15 protein-coding genes are annotated in these 14547 nt (G+C 72.9%); 7 read left to right on the top strand and 8 right to left on the bottom strand.

Annotation, left to right across the window (positions count from 1 at the left end; genetic code table 11):
- Nucleotides 1–8: 8 nt before the first annotated feature.
- The 3 genes from AB0N73_RS14165 to AB0N73_RS14155 all read right to left on the bottom strand — a co-directional run bounded on the left by AB0N73_RS14165 (nt 9) and on the right by AB0N73_RS14155 (nt 3589).
- Nucleotides 9–386, bottom strand: coding sequence for a PPOX class F420-dependent oxidoreductase (locus tag AB0N73_RS14165; protein WP_363564569.1), 378 nt, complete (start codon nt 384–386; stop codon nt 9–11).
- A gap of 176 nt (nt 387–562) precedes the next feature.
- Complete coding sequence (locus tag AB0N73_RS14160) at nt 563–1870, bottom strand: SLC13 family permease (RefSeq protein ID WP_363564567.1); 1308 nt, start codon at nt 1868–1870, stop codon at nt 563–565.
- A gap of 9 nt (nt 1871–1879) precedes the next feature.
- Complete coding sequence (locus AB0N73_RS14155; protein WP_363564565.1) at nt 1880–3589, bottom strand: LuxR C-terminal-related transcriptional regulator; 1710 nt, start codon at nt 3587–3589, stop codon at nt 1880–1882.
- 238 nt (nt 3590–3827) lie between these two features.
- Between AB0N73_RS14155 and AB0N73_RS14150 the strand changes: the two genes are divergently transcribed.
- From AB0N73_RS14150 to AB0N73_RS14135, 4 genes are read left to right on the top strand one after another with little or no spacing between them, the layout of a single operon-like run.
- Complete coding sequence (locus tag AB0N73_RS14150; RefSeq protein WP_363564563.1) at nt 3828–4427, top strand: hypothetical protein; 600 nt, start codon at nt 3828–3830, stop codon at nt 4425–4427.
- Between the two features lie 56 nt (nt 4428–4483).
- Nucleotides 4484–5068: a hypothetical protein gene (locus AB0N73_RS14145; protein ID WP_363564561.1), complete on the top strand. Its 585-nt coding sequence runs from the start codon at nt 4484–4486 to the stop codon at nt 5066–5068.
- Nucleotides 5065–5556 (top strand): S24 family peptidase, encoded by a 492-nt coding sequence (locus AB0N73_RS14140; RefSeq protein ID WP_363564559.1) that lies wholly within the window; start codon nt 5065–5067, stop codon nt 5554–5556. Before AB0N73_RS14145 ends, AB0N73_RS14140 begins: the two co-directional genes overlap by 4 nt.
- Nucleotides 5553–6362, top strand: a complete 810-nt coding sequence (locus tag AB0N73_RS14135; protein WP_363564557.1) for a hypothetical protein — start codon at nt 5553–5555, stop codon at nt 6360–6362. The genes AB0N73_RS14140 and AB0N73_RS14135 overlap by 4 nt, the downstream gene beginning before the upstream one ends.
- 45 nt (nt 6363–6407) lie before the next feature.
- Here AB0N73_RS14135 and AB0N73_RS14130 read toward each other — a convergent pair whose 3' ends face one another.
- From AB0N73_RS14130 to AB0N73_RS14115, 4 genes are all read right to left on the bottom strand, one after another.
- On the bottom strand, nt 6408–7340 hold the full coding sequence (locus AB0N73_RS14130; RefSeq protein ID WP_363564555.1) for a J domain-containing protein: 933 nt from the start codon (nt 7338–7340) through the stop codon (nt 6408–6410).
- A 70-nt stretch (nt 7341–7410) separates the two neighbouring features.
- A complete protein-coding gene (locus AB0N73_RS14125; protein ID WP_363564553.1) occupies nt 7411–7938 on the bottom strand; it encodes a hypothetical protein in 528 nt (175 codons plus the stop codon).
- Nucleotides 7935–8771 carry an LssY C-terminal domain-containing protein gene (locus tag AB0N73_RS14120; protein WP_363564551.1) on the bottom strand — a complete coding sequence of 279 codons (837 nt, stop codon included), beginning with the start codon at nt 8769–8771 and terminating at the stop codon, nt 7935–7937. The genes AB0N73_RS14125 and AB0N73_RS14120 overlap by 4 nt, the downstream gene beginning before the upstream one ends.
- 2 nt (nt 8772–8773) lie before the next feature.
- Nucleotides 8774–9844 (bottom strand): enoyl-CoA hydratase/isomerase family protein, encoded by a 1071-nt coding sequence (locus AB0N73_RS14115; protein WP_363564549.1) that lies wholly within the window; start codon nt 9842–9844, stop codon nt 8774–8776.
- A gap of 129 nt (nt 9845–9973) precedes the next feature.
- Here AB0N73_RS14115 and AB0N73_RS14110 point away from each other — a divergent pair, with 129 nt between their 5' ends.
- Nucleotides 9974–11443 carry an ATP-binding cassette domain-containing protein gene (locus tag AB0N73_RS14110; RefSeq protein WP_363564547.1) on the top strand — a complete coding sequence of 490 codons (1470 nt, stop codon included), beginning with the start codon at nt 9974–9976 and terminating at the stop codon, nt 11441–11443.
- Complete coding sequence (locus AB0N73_RS14105; protein WP_363564545.1) at nt 11440–12255, top strand: ABC transporter permease subunit; 816 nt, start codon at nt 11440–11442, stop codon at nt 12253–12255. The genes AB0N73_RS14110 and AB0N73_RS14105 overlap by 4 nt, the downstream gene beginning before the upstream one ends.
- A gap of 482 nt (nt 12256–12737) precedes the next feature.
- Here the strand turns inward: AB0N73_RS14105 and AB0N73_RS14100 are convergent, their stop codons facing one another.
- The gene (locus AB0N73_RS14100; protein ID WP_363564543.1) at nt 12738–13130 is read right to left on the bottom strand and encodes a hypothetical protein; all 393 of its coding nucleotides are present in this window, start codon (nt 13128–13130) and stop codon (nt 12738–12740) included.
- 124 nt (nt 13131–13254) lie between these two features.
- On the opposite strand from AB0N73_RS14100, the gene cofG reads away from it, so the two are divergent.
- Nucleotides 13255–14547, top strand: a 1293-nt coding sequence (cofG, locus tag AB0N73_RS14095; RefSeq protein ID WP_363564541.1) for a 7,8-didemethyl-8-hydroxy-5-deazariboflavin synthase CofG, incomplete at its 3' end; no start/stop codon positions are given.

The following is a 14547-nucleotide window of genomic DNA, read 5'->3' as shown; positions in this document are numbered from 1 at the left end:
GCCCGGGCTCAGGCGCGGAAGTCGGGCGAGCCGAGCACCCGTTCGACGGTGATCTCGAGCACCACACGCTCGGGGTTGGGTCGGGGCGCCCGGTACCGCGCCGCATACAGCTCGACGGCCAGCGCGACCTCGTCGGCATCCTCGAGGATGCGGGCCGGCCCCTCGAAGCTGATCCACCGCCCGCCGTCGACCGTGTTGACGCTGGCGCGTCCGGTGCGCTGGACGTTGAGGAACTTCTGCGAGCCGCGCGAGCCGATCACCCGCACGATGCCGTCGCGGTAGGTGATGCCGACCGGGACCGAGTGGATGCGGTCGCCCCGGCCCAGCGTCGACAGGGTCGCCAGGTGGTACTCGGACAGGAACGCGCGCGCGGCATCGGTGATCACCGTCCCACCCTGCCACGCCCGCCCACCCGCGCGTGAGCGAGTGCGCACGCCCGTGCGCCCGGAGCCTCACGAGCGGAGGGGATCCGGCGAGCGGAGGACGGATGCGGGGGCACGGGTCCTCCGCTCGCCGTATCTCCTCCCCTCGCGCGCGAAGCCGGCGCCGCGAAACGCGCGCGTCAGAAGGGCCAGATGAGCGGCACATACAGCACCGCCGCCGCGAGGAAGAGGATCGCGAGCGGCAGCCCGAGCCGCCAGTAGTCGCCGAAGCGGTAACCGCCGGGCGCCATGACCATCAGGTTCGCGGGCGTCGCCACGGGCGTCAGGAACGCCGCCGCGCCCGCCACGGCGAGCCCCATGAGGAACGGGAGCGGGCTGACGTCGAGATTGGCGGCGAGCGCCGTCGCGACCGGCGCGACGATCAGCACGGTGGCGACGTTGGAGATGAACTGGCCGAGCAGCACCGTGACCGTGCAGACGGCGAGCAGCGCCAGGTGCGGATCGGCCGATCCGACCACGCTGAGCACGCCGTCGGCGACGACCTCGGCTGCACCGGTCTGCAGGAACGCGGCCGAGAGCGGGATCATGCCGGCGATCAGCACGAGCGTCGTCCACGAGATGTCGCGATAGAGATCGGGCAGGGTCACCACCCGGGTGAGCACGAGCGCCCCCGCGGCGAGGAGCCCCGCGACGGCCGGCGGCAGGAGCCCCGTCGCCAGCAGCAGGATCATGATCGCGGTGATGACCAACGTGCGCCGCGCACCGCGACGCGTGCCCGTCGCGACGGTGCGGATCGCCCCCGTGCGCACCGACTCCGGGACGAGCGAGAGCGTGTCGGTCTCTCGCCGCGAGTACTCCTGCGGTGCCGCCAGATCGGGGCGCCCTGGCAGAAGCCGTCCCCCGAGCACCGCGACGACGGCGACCGTCACGACCAGCAGCGGCAGGCCGACCAGCGCGAACTCGGCGAATCCGAACCCGCGTCCCGTCTCGGCCTCGGCCAGCTCCGAGATCACCACGTTCACCGGGGTTCCGGTGAGGGTCAGCAACGACGCCGCCGATGCGATGAACGCGAGCGGGATCATGGTCTGGGATGCGGGGAGGCGGGCGCGCCCCGCGATGACCGCCACGACGGGGACAAGCGCCGCGACGGCGCCGTTGATGCTGAGGAACGCCGTCATCACCGCGGCGATGAGGCCGACCGCGACGAGCACCGGCACCCGCCGGTGGCCCGCCCGCTCGAGGACGAGGCCGCCCAACCAGCGGGTGATGCCGCTGCGTTCGAGCGCGCTCGCCACCACGAAGAGGCTGGCGATGAACAGGACCGTCGGGTCGCCGAAGCCGGCGAGCGCCGCGGGGAGCGACAGGACGCCCGTCGCCCACAGCGCGAGCGCCACACCGATCGCCACGACTTCCAGCGGGATGCGGCCGGACAGGAATCCCAGGACTGCGAGCGCCAGCACGACGAACGTGGCGACGATCGGATCCATGCGACCACGCTACCCGCGTGCGGAATCCGGCCCGGGGCTGAGCCGCCGTTTCAGTTCGCGCCGCGACGCCAGGCCCAGTCGCGACAGGATGTTCGCGACGTGGAAGTCGATGGTCTTCTTCGACAGGTAGAGGATCTGCCCGACCTCCGCGCTCGTGTACCCCTCGGCCACGAGCTCGGCCACGCGGCGCTGCTGCGTCGTCAGGGCCGCCAGGGTGTCGCCGGTGGCGCGAGCGAGCGCGGCGGCGGTGTCGTGGATGATGCGCGTGCACAGGCGCACGAATCCATCGGCCCTGATCTCGGCGAGCTCGGCGCGCGCGGCCTCGTACGACTGGATCCCCTCGGTGGCGTCGCCGTAGTGCGAGACGATCGTGCCGACCACGATGCGCGCCCAGGTGCGCCCGAGCGGGTCGTCCTTCTCACTGACCAGCCGCGACGTCGTCCGGGCGGCCTCGAGGGCGCGCGCGCCGTCACGATCCAGCTGGGCGAGCAGCGCGCGATGCGCCCAGTAGTAGGGATGCTCGGTCGCACCGGGCAGGCGCTCCCACTCCTCGACGAGCGCGCGGTACCGATCGAGCTGGCCGGCGTTGCGCAGCGCCATGCCCTGCAGCGCGCGCATCTCGTGTTCCGTGTAGGGAAGCCGGTATCCCGGCTCGCGCGCCGCGTCGAGCAGTCGCAGCATCGCGGACCAGTCGTTTCCCGCGATCACCAGCGTGAGCCGTGCGTGCAGCAGCAGCGGGGCCGCGACCATGGTCGGCGACACCTCCAGGGCCAGCTCGGCGTCGTGCAGCAGCTGCGCCGCGAGCGCGAAGTCGCCCGTCGTCGCCGGCGCCAGGACGGCGACGGATGCGGTGACCGACCGCATCCACGGATCGTCGTCGTCGGACGCGCGCGCGGCGAGCCGCTCGGCACTGCGCCGCGCCTCTGCCCAGTGCCCCTGGCGGTACTTGACGAACACGAGCAGCGCCAGGGCGCTCGCCTGCGGCAGCGGGGCGCCGTCCAGCAGCGGCACCGCCCGTGACACGCTGACCGCGGCCGCACCGAAATCCCCGCGTCCGGCGTGCACCTGCGCGATGGCCACGAGAGCCGCCGCGTGGTGGCCGCGCAGCAGATTGCGTGCGCGCGGAACGGCGAGCGCCGCGCCGAGCTCGCGGAACGCCGCATCGCCGGCGTAGGTGTTCCACTCCACGAGCACCGCCAACGCCATGGTGGAGAACCAGAGCGGCTCGACCGAGTCGGCGTCGCGGCCGGCCGCCCGCATCCGCTCGATGGCCTCGCGCGCGGCCCCGACGAACCACCCGCACTCGCTCCAGCGCGCCCGATCGAGCAGGATCATCCCGACCCCCACGGCGACGGATGCGGCCAGCCGGGGCTCGGCGTCGACGAGAGCGACGATCGCGGCCTGGGCCGGCAGGGCCCCGCGGTCTCCGCGCGCGGCACGCACGGTCAGGAACGCCAGCGCCGCATCCTTCACGGCGCTGTCCGGCAACGACTCGATGGCGTCGGCGAAGGGGGCGAGGAACGACACCTCGAGCGTGCGGGCGTCCGTCTCCACCGCGGCGGCGAGCAGGCCCGCATCGGCGCCGGCCACGGCCGCCGCGACGAGCTCGGAGGCGACCGCCGGCCAGTCCTCGCGGACCCAGGCGGCACGCGCCGCCGGCGTCAGCCCCGCCGTCGGTACTCGGCGCCAGTCGTCGTAGAACGGCACATCTCCCCGCACTCCGGGGCACCGTCGACGAGCGGAAGCGGAGGCACCCCCGGCCCGCGACCACGCCTACATCCTGCACGTGATCGCGCCGGGGTCCCAACCGATTACCAGTCCTTCGACACGGCCCCTGGTATCGACTACCAGTTCCGGCCGAGAACCGGCGACGCGAGGCATGCGCGTCGATAGCGTCGGGCGCACTCGCCGCGTCAGGTATGGCCGGCTCACCCACAACCACAGGAGTCCTCTCGCCATGCCCGCTTCGCAGACCCCTTCCCCGACCACCCGCCGCCGCGACCGCCTCGTGCTGGCCGGCGCCGCGATCGTCGCCACCGGCGCGCTCACCTTCGGCGGGATCGCGCTGACCAACGCCTGGTTCACCTCGCAGGCCACCGTGACGGGCCAGTCCGTCGCCACGGCCACCGTCGAGATCTCCGCCGGCCTCGCGGTCGACACCCCGCCCATCGCCGTCACCGACCTCCTGCCGGGCGACGAGGCCGTCACGACGATCGCCGTGTCGAACACCGGCACCGAGGACATCTACTACGCCGTCGGCCCCTTCGTCGCCACCGGTTCGACCGACCTGCGCGAGCAGCTGCAGGTCACGGTCGTCGTGAACGGCGACCCCGCCACCACCACCACGCACTCGCTGTGGGAGTGGGAGTTCGGCCAGTACGAGGGCATCGCGCTCGCGGCCGGAGCCACGACGGAGGTGTCGGTGATCGTGTCGTTGCCGACGACCGCGGGCAACGAACTGCAGGACACGGAGGCGGGCTTCTCGATCGGCTTCGACGCCATCCAGGCCCGCAACTTCACCGGCACGACGACGCCCACCTGGGTCAGCGCCGAGTGAGCTCCCCGGGGGATGCGGGCTACCGCATCCCCCACCCGCATCGAAAGGCGGCGGACATGGTCCCCGACTCCTGCGTGGCGATGATCGACACGCTCCCCGCGACCGGCGCCGACGGCGGCCTGATCTGGATCATCGCCGCCATCGGCGCCGGAGGCCTCGCGTTCGGACTGCTCATGCTGCGGGCAGCACGCACCCGTCGCGGCGCCCCCGCGGCCCTCGCGGTGCTAGCCGCTCTCGGCGTCGCGGCAGCCGTCCTCGTGCCGGCCACGCCCGCGGCCGCCGCCGGCTCGGTCGACTACGGCGCCGGATGCACGCTGATGCGCATCGACGACGTGGCCGTGCCGCCCGCATCGGCGGCCACCCTGGTGCCGGGGTCCGAGGTCGCAGTGCTGACGGCGACCGTGCGCAACCCCACCCCTGCGGCCATCCGCATCCACCTCTCTCCCGAGCTCCTCTCCGGGGCGCGCCCCGGCATCACGGTCACCGGGTTCGCGGGAGCGGAGCCGACGACCTCGTTCGAGCTGGCGCCCGGCGCGGCGCGGACGGTGTCGGTGCACGTCGCCCTCGCGACGGATGCGGGCAACGAGCTGCAGGGCCTCACCTCGCCCACGCGCCTCGTGCTCACCGCGGAGCAGCGGTGAAGCGGCTCGCCTACGGCTTCGCGGTCGCCGTCGTGATGCTCGCGCTCGTGCTTCCGTTCGCGCCCGCAGCGCTCGGCGTGCGGCTGCTCGTCGTGGACGGCGGCTCGATGGCGCCGACGTATCAGGTCGGCGATGTCGTCGCGGTGGCACCGATCGACGGCGTCCCCGACGTGGGAACCGTGGTCGTCGTCGAGCAGGACGGCGAGCGCTACGCGCACCGCGTGGTCCAGATCGACGATGACAGGCTGCGCCTGCGCGGCGACGCCAACGAGGTCACCGACCCCGGCTGGGTCGAGGTGGGTGAGCTCGCCGGCACGGTCACCCGTCACCTCGGTGGGCCGGCCGCCCTCGCCGTGGTCGCGGCGACGAGCCTCGAGGGCCGGATCGCGCTCGTCCTGCTGTTGACCGTGCTGGTGGCGACGCCCTTCGCTCGTCGGCTCGCCGCCCCCGCTCCCCTCCCCGACACCCACGAGGTCCCGACGCCATGAAACGCCCCCGTCTGCTGCTCGCTCTCGGCCCCGCCCTGCTGGCCCTGGCTCTCGTCCCGACGGCGCCGTCGGCCGTGGGCGCCTCGTTCACCGACGCGACCGATCAGATCGCCGCCGGGAGCGTCGGCACGGCCGTGGTCGCGCCGCTCACGGGCGGTACCGCCGTCTACACCGCCGATGGCGTCGCCCACGTCTCGTGGGACGATCCCGGCGCAGCCCGTGCGTACTCGGTGGCCCGGAACGTCGGCTCCTGGAACACGATCACCCCCAGCGTCTCGGTCGCGGACGGCCGCGTGTCGTTCACCGACGATCTGACAGTGCCGCGCGGCGGCGGGTGCGCGCCGGGGTGGGCGCCCGTCGGCACCGACCGCTGTGCTCCCGGCAGCGGCGCCACAGTGGAGTACTCCGTGGGCTCGACCCTGTCGGGGTGGACACCGCCGACCGTGCTGTCGGTGACCGCGGCCTACCAGGCACCGTCGATCACGGGTGCTCCCGGTCCGATCACCCGATCGGGGAACGAGCTCAGCTCGTCCTTCACGGTGACGAACAGCAGCTCGGTGCCCGTCACGATCCGACTGCAGACGCGACTGCAGGTCGGAGCGGGTGGTTTGATCCGCTTCGCCGTGCAGCCGAGAGGCACCTCCGGATGCACCGCGACGCACTGCTGGAGTGAGAACGTCGTCGATCCCGGCGTGACCCTGCCCGGGATCATCGATTGGCGGAACGTCGACGCGGGCACCGTCCTGCAGATCACGGTCGGTTCACCGGACGATCCCGACGCGGTGATCGAGTTCATCGCTCCCTGACCCCGTCGCTCCCCGCGCGGGGGCGCGACGGATGCGGGCGCCGCGTCAGACGAACCGCACGCTCTGATCGAGTCGGGTGCGCACATCGAAGACCTCGTTGCCGCCGATGTCGCGCGCCCCGGGGATGCCGCGGCGCAGCACCGTGGCGAGCGCCGAGCGGCCGACGACCACGACCGGGGTGCCGCGCACCTTGCCGAGCTCGGTGATCTGCTGCGCCAGGTCGTCGTCGGGCAGGACGACGATCGCCCCGCTGAAGCGCACCCCGCCCGCGCGCGCCACGATCCGCATGCGCGAGAGCAGGTCGCTGATGGGCGCCCCCGGGACGGCGGGACCGGTGATCTCACCGCGACGGAACCCGACGGGACCGCCGAAGTCCTCCGACAGCACGCCGTAGAGCCCGCTCGGACCGAGCACGATGTGATCGAGCTTGTCGTCGGGTCCTCCGCCGCGCCCGGACGCGGCCACGTCATGCCAGACGCTGTAGCCCATGCCGAGCTCGGCGACCGAGCGTGCGGTCGCCTCCTCGGCGAGCGCGTCGGCCAGCAGCCGCCGGATCTCGCGCGGCGCGGTGCGCACGAGCTGCGGGTCGTAGGGGTCGGGAAGATCGGCGCCCCGGCCCGCCCACTCTCGGATGAGGGTCAGATACCGTTCGCGGCGCCATCCGCCGGGCTGCCCCGACGATCGCGCCCGCGGCCGGGTGTCGCCGCGCGGCCGCGACGCCGCGCTCCACGCGGCGGGCGACGGGTCGGTGTCGATCGAAGCGGAACCCCGCCCCCGGTCGTAGGCGGCGCGCGCCTCGGGCGTCCCCACGAGTTCCCACGCCCGCTGCACCTGCACGAAGCGGCCGGCGTCGCCGCCGGTGTCGGGGTGCGTCTCGCGGAGGCGGATGCGGAAGGCCCGGCGCAACGCGTCGTCGTCGGCCTCGGGAGACACACCGAGCACCTCGTAGGCCGAGGCTGAGAGGGGACTGTCGAACACGCCGCCTCCTTCACGCTCAGCGCGGCAGCGTCCAGGTTATCCCGCCGCCGCCGGGAGAAGGCCGGGCGCGTCAGCGGCGCTCGTTGCGACGCGCGTAGGCGGCGGCGCTGCGGCTCGACAGCGCGAGGAGGACGAGGATGTCGAGCGCCAGGGTCACGAGCGTGGTGTCGATGCGGATGTCCTGCCCCTGCACCCACCACGCGAAGAACACCGTCGAGATCGAGGCGACCGACAGGAACATGACGATCACCCGCGGCAGGTTCTTGCCGCGCAGGATCAGGACGGCCAGCACCGCCTCGACGAGCAGCACCAGCCCCATCCCGATCCAGATGGCCACGAGCACCGCGGTGCTCTCGTCGGCGGTGAGCCCGGCCTCGTCGATGACGAGCGTGGCCGATGCCCGTCCCCAGTCGTAGGTGAGCGCGAACAGCCACAGCACGCCCGACAGGACGCGCAGCAGCACGAGCGTCGCCCCGGCGACCGTCGCCGCCGGGCGTGCCATGGTCGGGTCGAGCGCGAGGGGTCGCGCGAGCCGCGTGGGCGATTCGAAGGCGGCACGCTTGCGCGCGTGCGCCGGGGACGCGGATTCTTCGGTCATCGCGACACCTTCCGCATGTCGAGGATGGGCAGGTCGCCGTCGGTGCGGATGGTGTCGCCGCCGCCGTTGCGCGCGTGATAGCCGGCCGAGAAGTCGGCGATGACGTCGACCGTGACCGCGGGATTCGCCGCCGTGACCGTGGCCACGATGTGATCGCGTTCGATGTCCGTGTCGGCGTCGATCCGGTGCGTCACCTGCAGCGTGAAGAGCGAGAGCCCCACCGCGGTGTCGAAGGTGCCCGCCGCGAGCCAGTCCACGCGTCGCCCACCCGGCAGCAGCCAGTCGTCCGGGCACCGCCAGAACCTGACGTGATGCCGTTGCGCCGGGTTGCCGTCGACCTCCTGCTGGTAGGCGAAGTCCTGCTGACGGCCGAAGAGGAACAGGGGGCTCACCGGCGCCTCGTCGTAGCTCTGCCGCCGCAGGGTCGAGGTCACGATGCGCACGGATGAGGCGAAGGTGACGGGGTCGGCGCGCGTCCATCCGGCGGCCGACATGACCGCCTCGATCTGCGCCCCCTCGCCCATGAGCGCGAGGTTCACCGGGTCGCCGAGCAGACCGTCGCTCGTGCGCGTGCGCCCGATGAAGTAGTCGGGCACGTAGACGGTGGTGAGGATGCGGTGGAGCCGCGGCAGCACGAGGTATGCCAGCAGCAGCCAGAACACGATCGCCAGGGGGATGCCCCACCAGCCGACCCGGAACGTCTCGGTGAAGCTCAGATACGCCAGCCAGATGGCGGCGACCCCGGCGAAGACGAAGAAGAACCAGTCGAGCACCACGCCCACCGAGTACGCGCGGCGGCGCCGCGGTGCCGTGTCCCCCTCCCCCCGGAGCATCGTCAGTCCCAGAGCGGTGGGGCCGGGACGAAGGCGAGAGCCTCGTCGGCGATGCCGGGATCGAGGTCGGCGAGCGTCGCCGGGCTCCAGCGCGGCGACCTGTCCTTGTCGATGAGCTGCGCGCGGATGCCCTCGACGAGGTCGGGCTGCGTCACGGCGAACCAGAGCACGAGCGCGTACTCCTGCGCCAGCACGTCCCGCAGCGTCGGGAGCTTCCGCGCCGAACGCACCGCGGCGAGCGTGACGGTCAGAGCCGTCGGCGACAGCGTGTCGAGCAGATCGGCCGTGGCGACCGCATCCGGTTCCGCGCGTGCGCGCAGACGCTCGAGGATCTCGTCCACCGTGTCGGCGGCGAACGCGGCGTCGATCCAGACGCGGCCGGATTCGAGCCGCGAGGTCTCGGGGGTCTCGTCGAACATCAGCACGAGCTCGGCGGGGCCCTGCGGGTCGGCGCGCGTCTCGAGGGCGTCGCGGAACGCCTCGAGCCGGGCGACCGGCACCAGATGATCGGCGAAGCCGGCGTACACCGCGTCGGCCGCATCCATCGTGCCGCCGGTGAGGGCGAGGTACTCGCCGATACGCCCGGGAGCGCGGGCGAGCAGCCAGGTGCCGCCGACATCCGGGGTGAATCCGATGCGCGTCTCGGGCATGGCGAGCTGCGACCGCTCGGTCACGACGCGGAACCGCGCGTGCGAGGCGAGGCCCACCCCGCCGCCCATGGTGATGCCGTCGGCGAAGACGATGACGGGCTTCGGGTACTCGGCGATCCGGGCGTTGAGCGCGTACTCGGCGCGGAAGAACTGTGCGGCGTCCGCCGCGCCGCCGCCGGTGATCTGCGCGTGGAGCGCCCGCACATCGCCGCCCGCGCAGAGTCCGCGGTCGCCCGCGCCGTCGAGCACGACCATGTCGACCTGGGAGTCGTGCTCCCAGTCGTCGAGGGCCGCCGAGAGGATCCGCACCATCTCGATGTCGACGGCGTTGAGGGCGCGAGGCCGGTTGAGCGTCAGGTGCCCCACCCCGTTTCGCACCCGCGAGATCACGACGGGTGAGGCGGCGGTCGGGGCGTCACTCATGCGGCCACGTTACCGCCGCGCCCGTCGCCGATGTGAGCCGACGTGGGCCTCCGCGGCCCGTCCCGCATGGATATCTCGCGGTTTTCCGCCAAGATGGGGAGACGTTCTGCCACGACGGAGGTTGCCCCCATGCCCGACGGACAGGTACTGGAGTTCTCCGACGTCCGCAAACGATTCGGCGGCGTCGATGCGGTCGACGGTCTGACGACGACGATCCGACCGGGCGTGGTGACCGGCTTCCTCGGCCCGAACGGCGCCGGCAAGACCACCTCGCTCCGCATCCTGCTGGGGCTCGTCTCGCCCACATCCGGGCACGCGCGCATCGGCGGCGTCCCCTATGCCGAGCTCCGGGATCCGCTGCGCACCGTGGGTGCCGCGCTCGAGGCGTCGAGCTTCCACCCGGGCCGCAGCGCCGCCAACCACCTCTCGGTCTACGCCCGCGCGGCGGGCATCGACCGCTCCCGCGTCGACGCCGTGCTCGGTCTCGTCGGTCTTGCCGACGTCGCGGGACGCAAGGTCGGCGGCTTCTCGCTGGGCATGCGTCAGCGCCTGGGGCTGGCGACGGCGCTGCTCGGCGACCCGGGCGTGCTCGTGCTCGACGAGCCCTCCAACGGGCTCGACCCCGAGGGCATCAAATGGATGCGGACCCTGCTGGGCGCCTTCGCCGCCGAGGGACGCACCGTGCTGGTCTCCTCGCACCTGCTCGCCGAGATCCAGCAGACCGCCGATCGTCTGCTCATCCTCGCCCACGGTCGCCTGGTGTTCGAAGGCGCCATCGAGGATCTCGCCGATCCCGAGGAGTACGCGACGATCGTCGACGCCCCCGACCGTGCGGCGCTCATCGACGCCCTCGCGCAGGCGGGCTTCGGCTCGACGGTGTTGCGCTCCGGGCTCACGGTCCCCGGCGCCGAGCCGGTGCAGGTCGGCGCGATCGCGGCGGCCGCGGGCATCGCCCTGTCGGGGCTGCAGCGGCGCGGGCCCGCGCTCGAAGAGATCTTCCTCGCCCTGGTCGACGGCACCCGCGTGCACCCGCCCGTGGTCGCTCCCACGGCGACGCCGGCCGACGGTGCGGATGCGGCTCCGGGCGCGGACGCGGCTTCTACCGCGGATGCGGCTCCGGGCGCGGATGCGGTTTCTGTCGCGGATGCAGCTCCGGGCGCCGATGCGGCGTCCGGCGACGTGGCGCACGACGCCCCCGCCACGGCCCTGATCACCGTGGATGACGCGCACCCGGACGCTGCCGACGCGGCCGTGGTCGCCGCGGCCGTCGCCGTGGGCGGCGCCGCACTCGGCCAGGCGCCGCGGGACGCGGCATCGAGCGACTCGGCGGCCGCCGACAGCTCCGACGCCGCGCCGGCGGAGGCGTCCGCGGGCGCCATCCCCGAGGCCCCCGACGAGTCCGATCCGCTCACCCCCGACGCCGACCCGGCGTTCGACATCGCCACCGACACCGCGACCGAGCTCACCGAAGCGCCGGATGTCGAGGTCGCGAGCGGTGAGCCCGCCCCCGAGGGGGCGGCGGAGGCGGCTGCGGCGCTGCAGGACGATGACGCACCCCATCCGCCGGCCGATGCACGCGAAGAAGGGGGCGACCGATGAGCCTCGCGAACGCGACTCGCTCCGAGCTGACCAAACAGTTCACGACGTCGATCTGGTGGGTGCTGGCGATCGTGCTGGCCGGGTACGTGGGCATGACGGCGACCGGCTTCGCGTTCGTCGTCGCGCTGGCCGACACCGGCGCGCTGCCCGGCGGACAGGCCCCCGCACTGACGGGCGATGTGGCGCCGCTGCTGTACAGCATCGCGTCGGCCGTGGGATACGTCTTCCCGCTGCTGATCGGCACACTGCTCGTCACCGGCGAGCTCCGGCACAAGACCCTGACGCCCACGTTCCTGGCCACGCCTCGGCGCGGTCGGGTGCTGTGGGCGAAGCTCCTCGCCGGAGCCGTGATGGGTGTGCTCTACGCCGCCGTCGCGCTCGTCGTCACGGTGGGTCCCGGCGCCGGCGTGCTCGCCGGATTCGGGCTGCACACCGGGCTCGACACATCCGACACCTGGGCGATGCTCGGGCGCATCGTGCTGACCTACGTGCTGTGGGTGTTCATCGGCGTGGGCGTGGGTCTCGTGGTGCGCAACCAGGTGGCGGCGGTGGTCATCGTGCTGGCGTTCACCCAGTTCGTCGAACCGCTGCTGCGCTTCGGCGGCGCGTTCGTCGAGCAGCTGACCGACGTGGCGCGCTACCTGCCCGGTGCGGCGAGCGACACCCTCGTCGGTGCGTCGATCTTCTCCCTCTCGACGTCGACGGCCGCCGGCGGCATCGACTGGTGGGGCGGCGGCCTCATCCTGCTCGGGTACGCGGCCGTCCTACTGCTCATCGGGTACATCGCCAGCTGGCGCCGCGACGTCGCCTGACCCCTTCGGCGGCGCCCCGGGTCGACGAGGGTGCTGGTGGGTGCAGGCCGTCGGGATGCGGCCGGCGCTGCACAACGGCGGAGATCAAACGCGACACCCCGCCCGAACGGCCCGACACGCCGCATCCCACCCCGCCACATCCGCCGTTGTGCAGGGTGGAAAGGGAACAGAAGCACGGCAGCACCGATCCGGGGCGTGATCGACACCGGTCGTGCCCACGGGCAGCAGGCCGAGTGCAGGCCGTCGGGATGCGGCCGGCGCTGCACAACGGCGGAGATCAGACGCGACACCCCGCCCGAACGGCCCGACACGCCGCATCCCACCCCGCCACATCCGCCGTTGTGCAGGGTGGAACAGGGACCAGGGCACAGGGCACAGGGCACAGGGCACAGGGCACAGGGCACAGGGCACAGGGCACAGGGAACAGGGAACAGAACCAGGCCGGAACCGAACACCCGACCCCGAGCGGCACGCCCGAAGGGTCAGGCGGAGGCGAGGTCGACGATGTCGGTGGGGTCGTCGCCCGCGTCGACGCGCAGCGCGGTGACGAGCGCCATGCCGTGGCGGGTGCCGACGATCAGGCGCTGGAACTCGTCGTGACCGTCGAGGTCGATCACGACGCCGGGGCGCTTCTTGCGCAGCAGCGCGAAGTCCTTGCCGCCGGCGTACTGCCAGGTGCCGATGGCGAGCGTCCCGGGGATGTAGGTGCCCGGGGCGCGGACACCGCGCAGCCAGGTCCACGGGTCGTCGCTGAGCTGCACACGGGTGATCGTCGAGCGCTCGATCGATACATTCCGCCGGCGGAATGCGAGAGCCTTCTCGGCGCCCGAGAGCACGAGTTCGAGGTGACCCGAATCGAGCATGAGCGTGACCATGGCTCAAGTCTGCCAGCGGTCGGCCGTCGGCGGCAGCGAATTTCCTCACAGACGCGCAACGATCGACGCACGCCGCACACACCCTCGTGACCCGACCGACGCATGACGGTGGAAGACTGGCGTGGTGCGTCCGAACACTCCCGGCGTCCTCGCCGCACCCGCGGCGGCGGCACCTCCCGTCTCCCCCGTGACGGCGGCGCTCGAGCGCGCGCGGGCAGGCGACGAGCTCACCCTCGACGACGCGCACGCCCTCGTCACCGCGGTCGGCGACGACCGCCGCGCGCTCTTCGCCGACGCTGCTGCACTGCGCGACGAGGGACTCCGCCGCGCCGGCAGACCGCACGTCATCACGTACTCCCGCAAGGTGTTCGTGCCGCTCACGACGCTGTGCCGCGACCGCTGCCACTACTGCATCTTCGTCGACACCCCCGGACAGCTGCTCAAGAAGCGCAAGCCCGCCTTCATGTCACCCGAACAGGTGCTGGCCGTCGTCCGCCAGGGGGCGGCGCTCGGATGCAAGGAGGCGCTGCTCACGCTCGGCGACCGCCCCGAGGACCGCTGGCCCGAGGCGCGGGCCTGGCTCGACGAGCACGGTTTCGCCTCGACGCTGGACTACGTGGGCCACATCGCCCGGCTCATCACCGAAGAGACCGGCATGCTCGCGCACCTCAACCCCGGCGTCATGCACGCCGAGGAGCTGCGGATGCTGCGCCCCACCGCCCCGTCGATGGGGATGATGCTCGAGACCACGTCACGGGCCCTCTACGAGACGCCGGGACAGCCGCACTTCGGCTCGCCCGACAAGGACCCGGCTCTGCGGCTGCAGGTCATCGAGGATGCCGGGGCCGCCCGCATCCCGTTCACGACCGGCATCCTGGTCGGCATCGGCGAGAACGACCGCGACCGTGCGGAGTCGCTGATCGCGCTGCGCGACGCCCAGGCCCGGCACGGCCACATCCAAGAGGTGATCGTGCAGAACTTCCGCGCGAAGCCGCGCACCGCGATGCAGGACGCCCCGGATGCCGAGATGCTCGAGTACGCGACCGTGGTCGCGGCGGCGCGGATCGTGATGGGCGCCGCCATGCGCATCCAGGTGCCGCCGAACCTCGCCGACCCCGCCGAGTTCGCGCTGCTCGTGGGGGCGGGCATCGACGACTGGGGCGGAGTCTCTCCGCTCACCGCCGACCACGTCAACCCCGAGCGCCCCTGGCCGCACGTGGACGACCTCGCCGCCCTCACGGCGCAGGCCGGCTACACGCTCCGCGAACGCCTGACCGCCCACCCCGAGTACGTCGCCGACGCCGAGACATGGCTGGATGAGGCCATGCACGCCCCCGTGGCCGCCCTCGCCGACCCGGCGACCGGTCTCGCCGCCGACGTCCCCGTCGTTCGCTCGTCGCGGATGCCGGGTGGCGCG

Source organism: Microbacterium sp. NPDC089189 (assembly GCF_040685095.1).
GTDB lineage: Bacteria > Actinomycetota > Actinomycetes > Actinomycetales > Microbacteriaceae > Microbacterium.
This window is presented reverse-complemented; position numbering and strand designations above follow the sequence as displayed.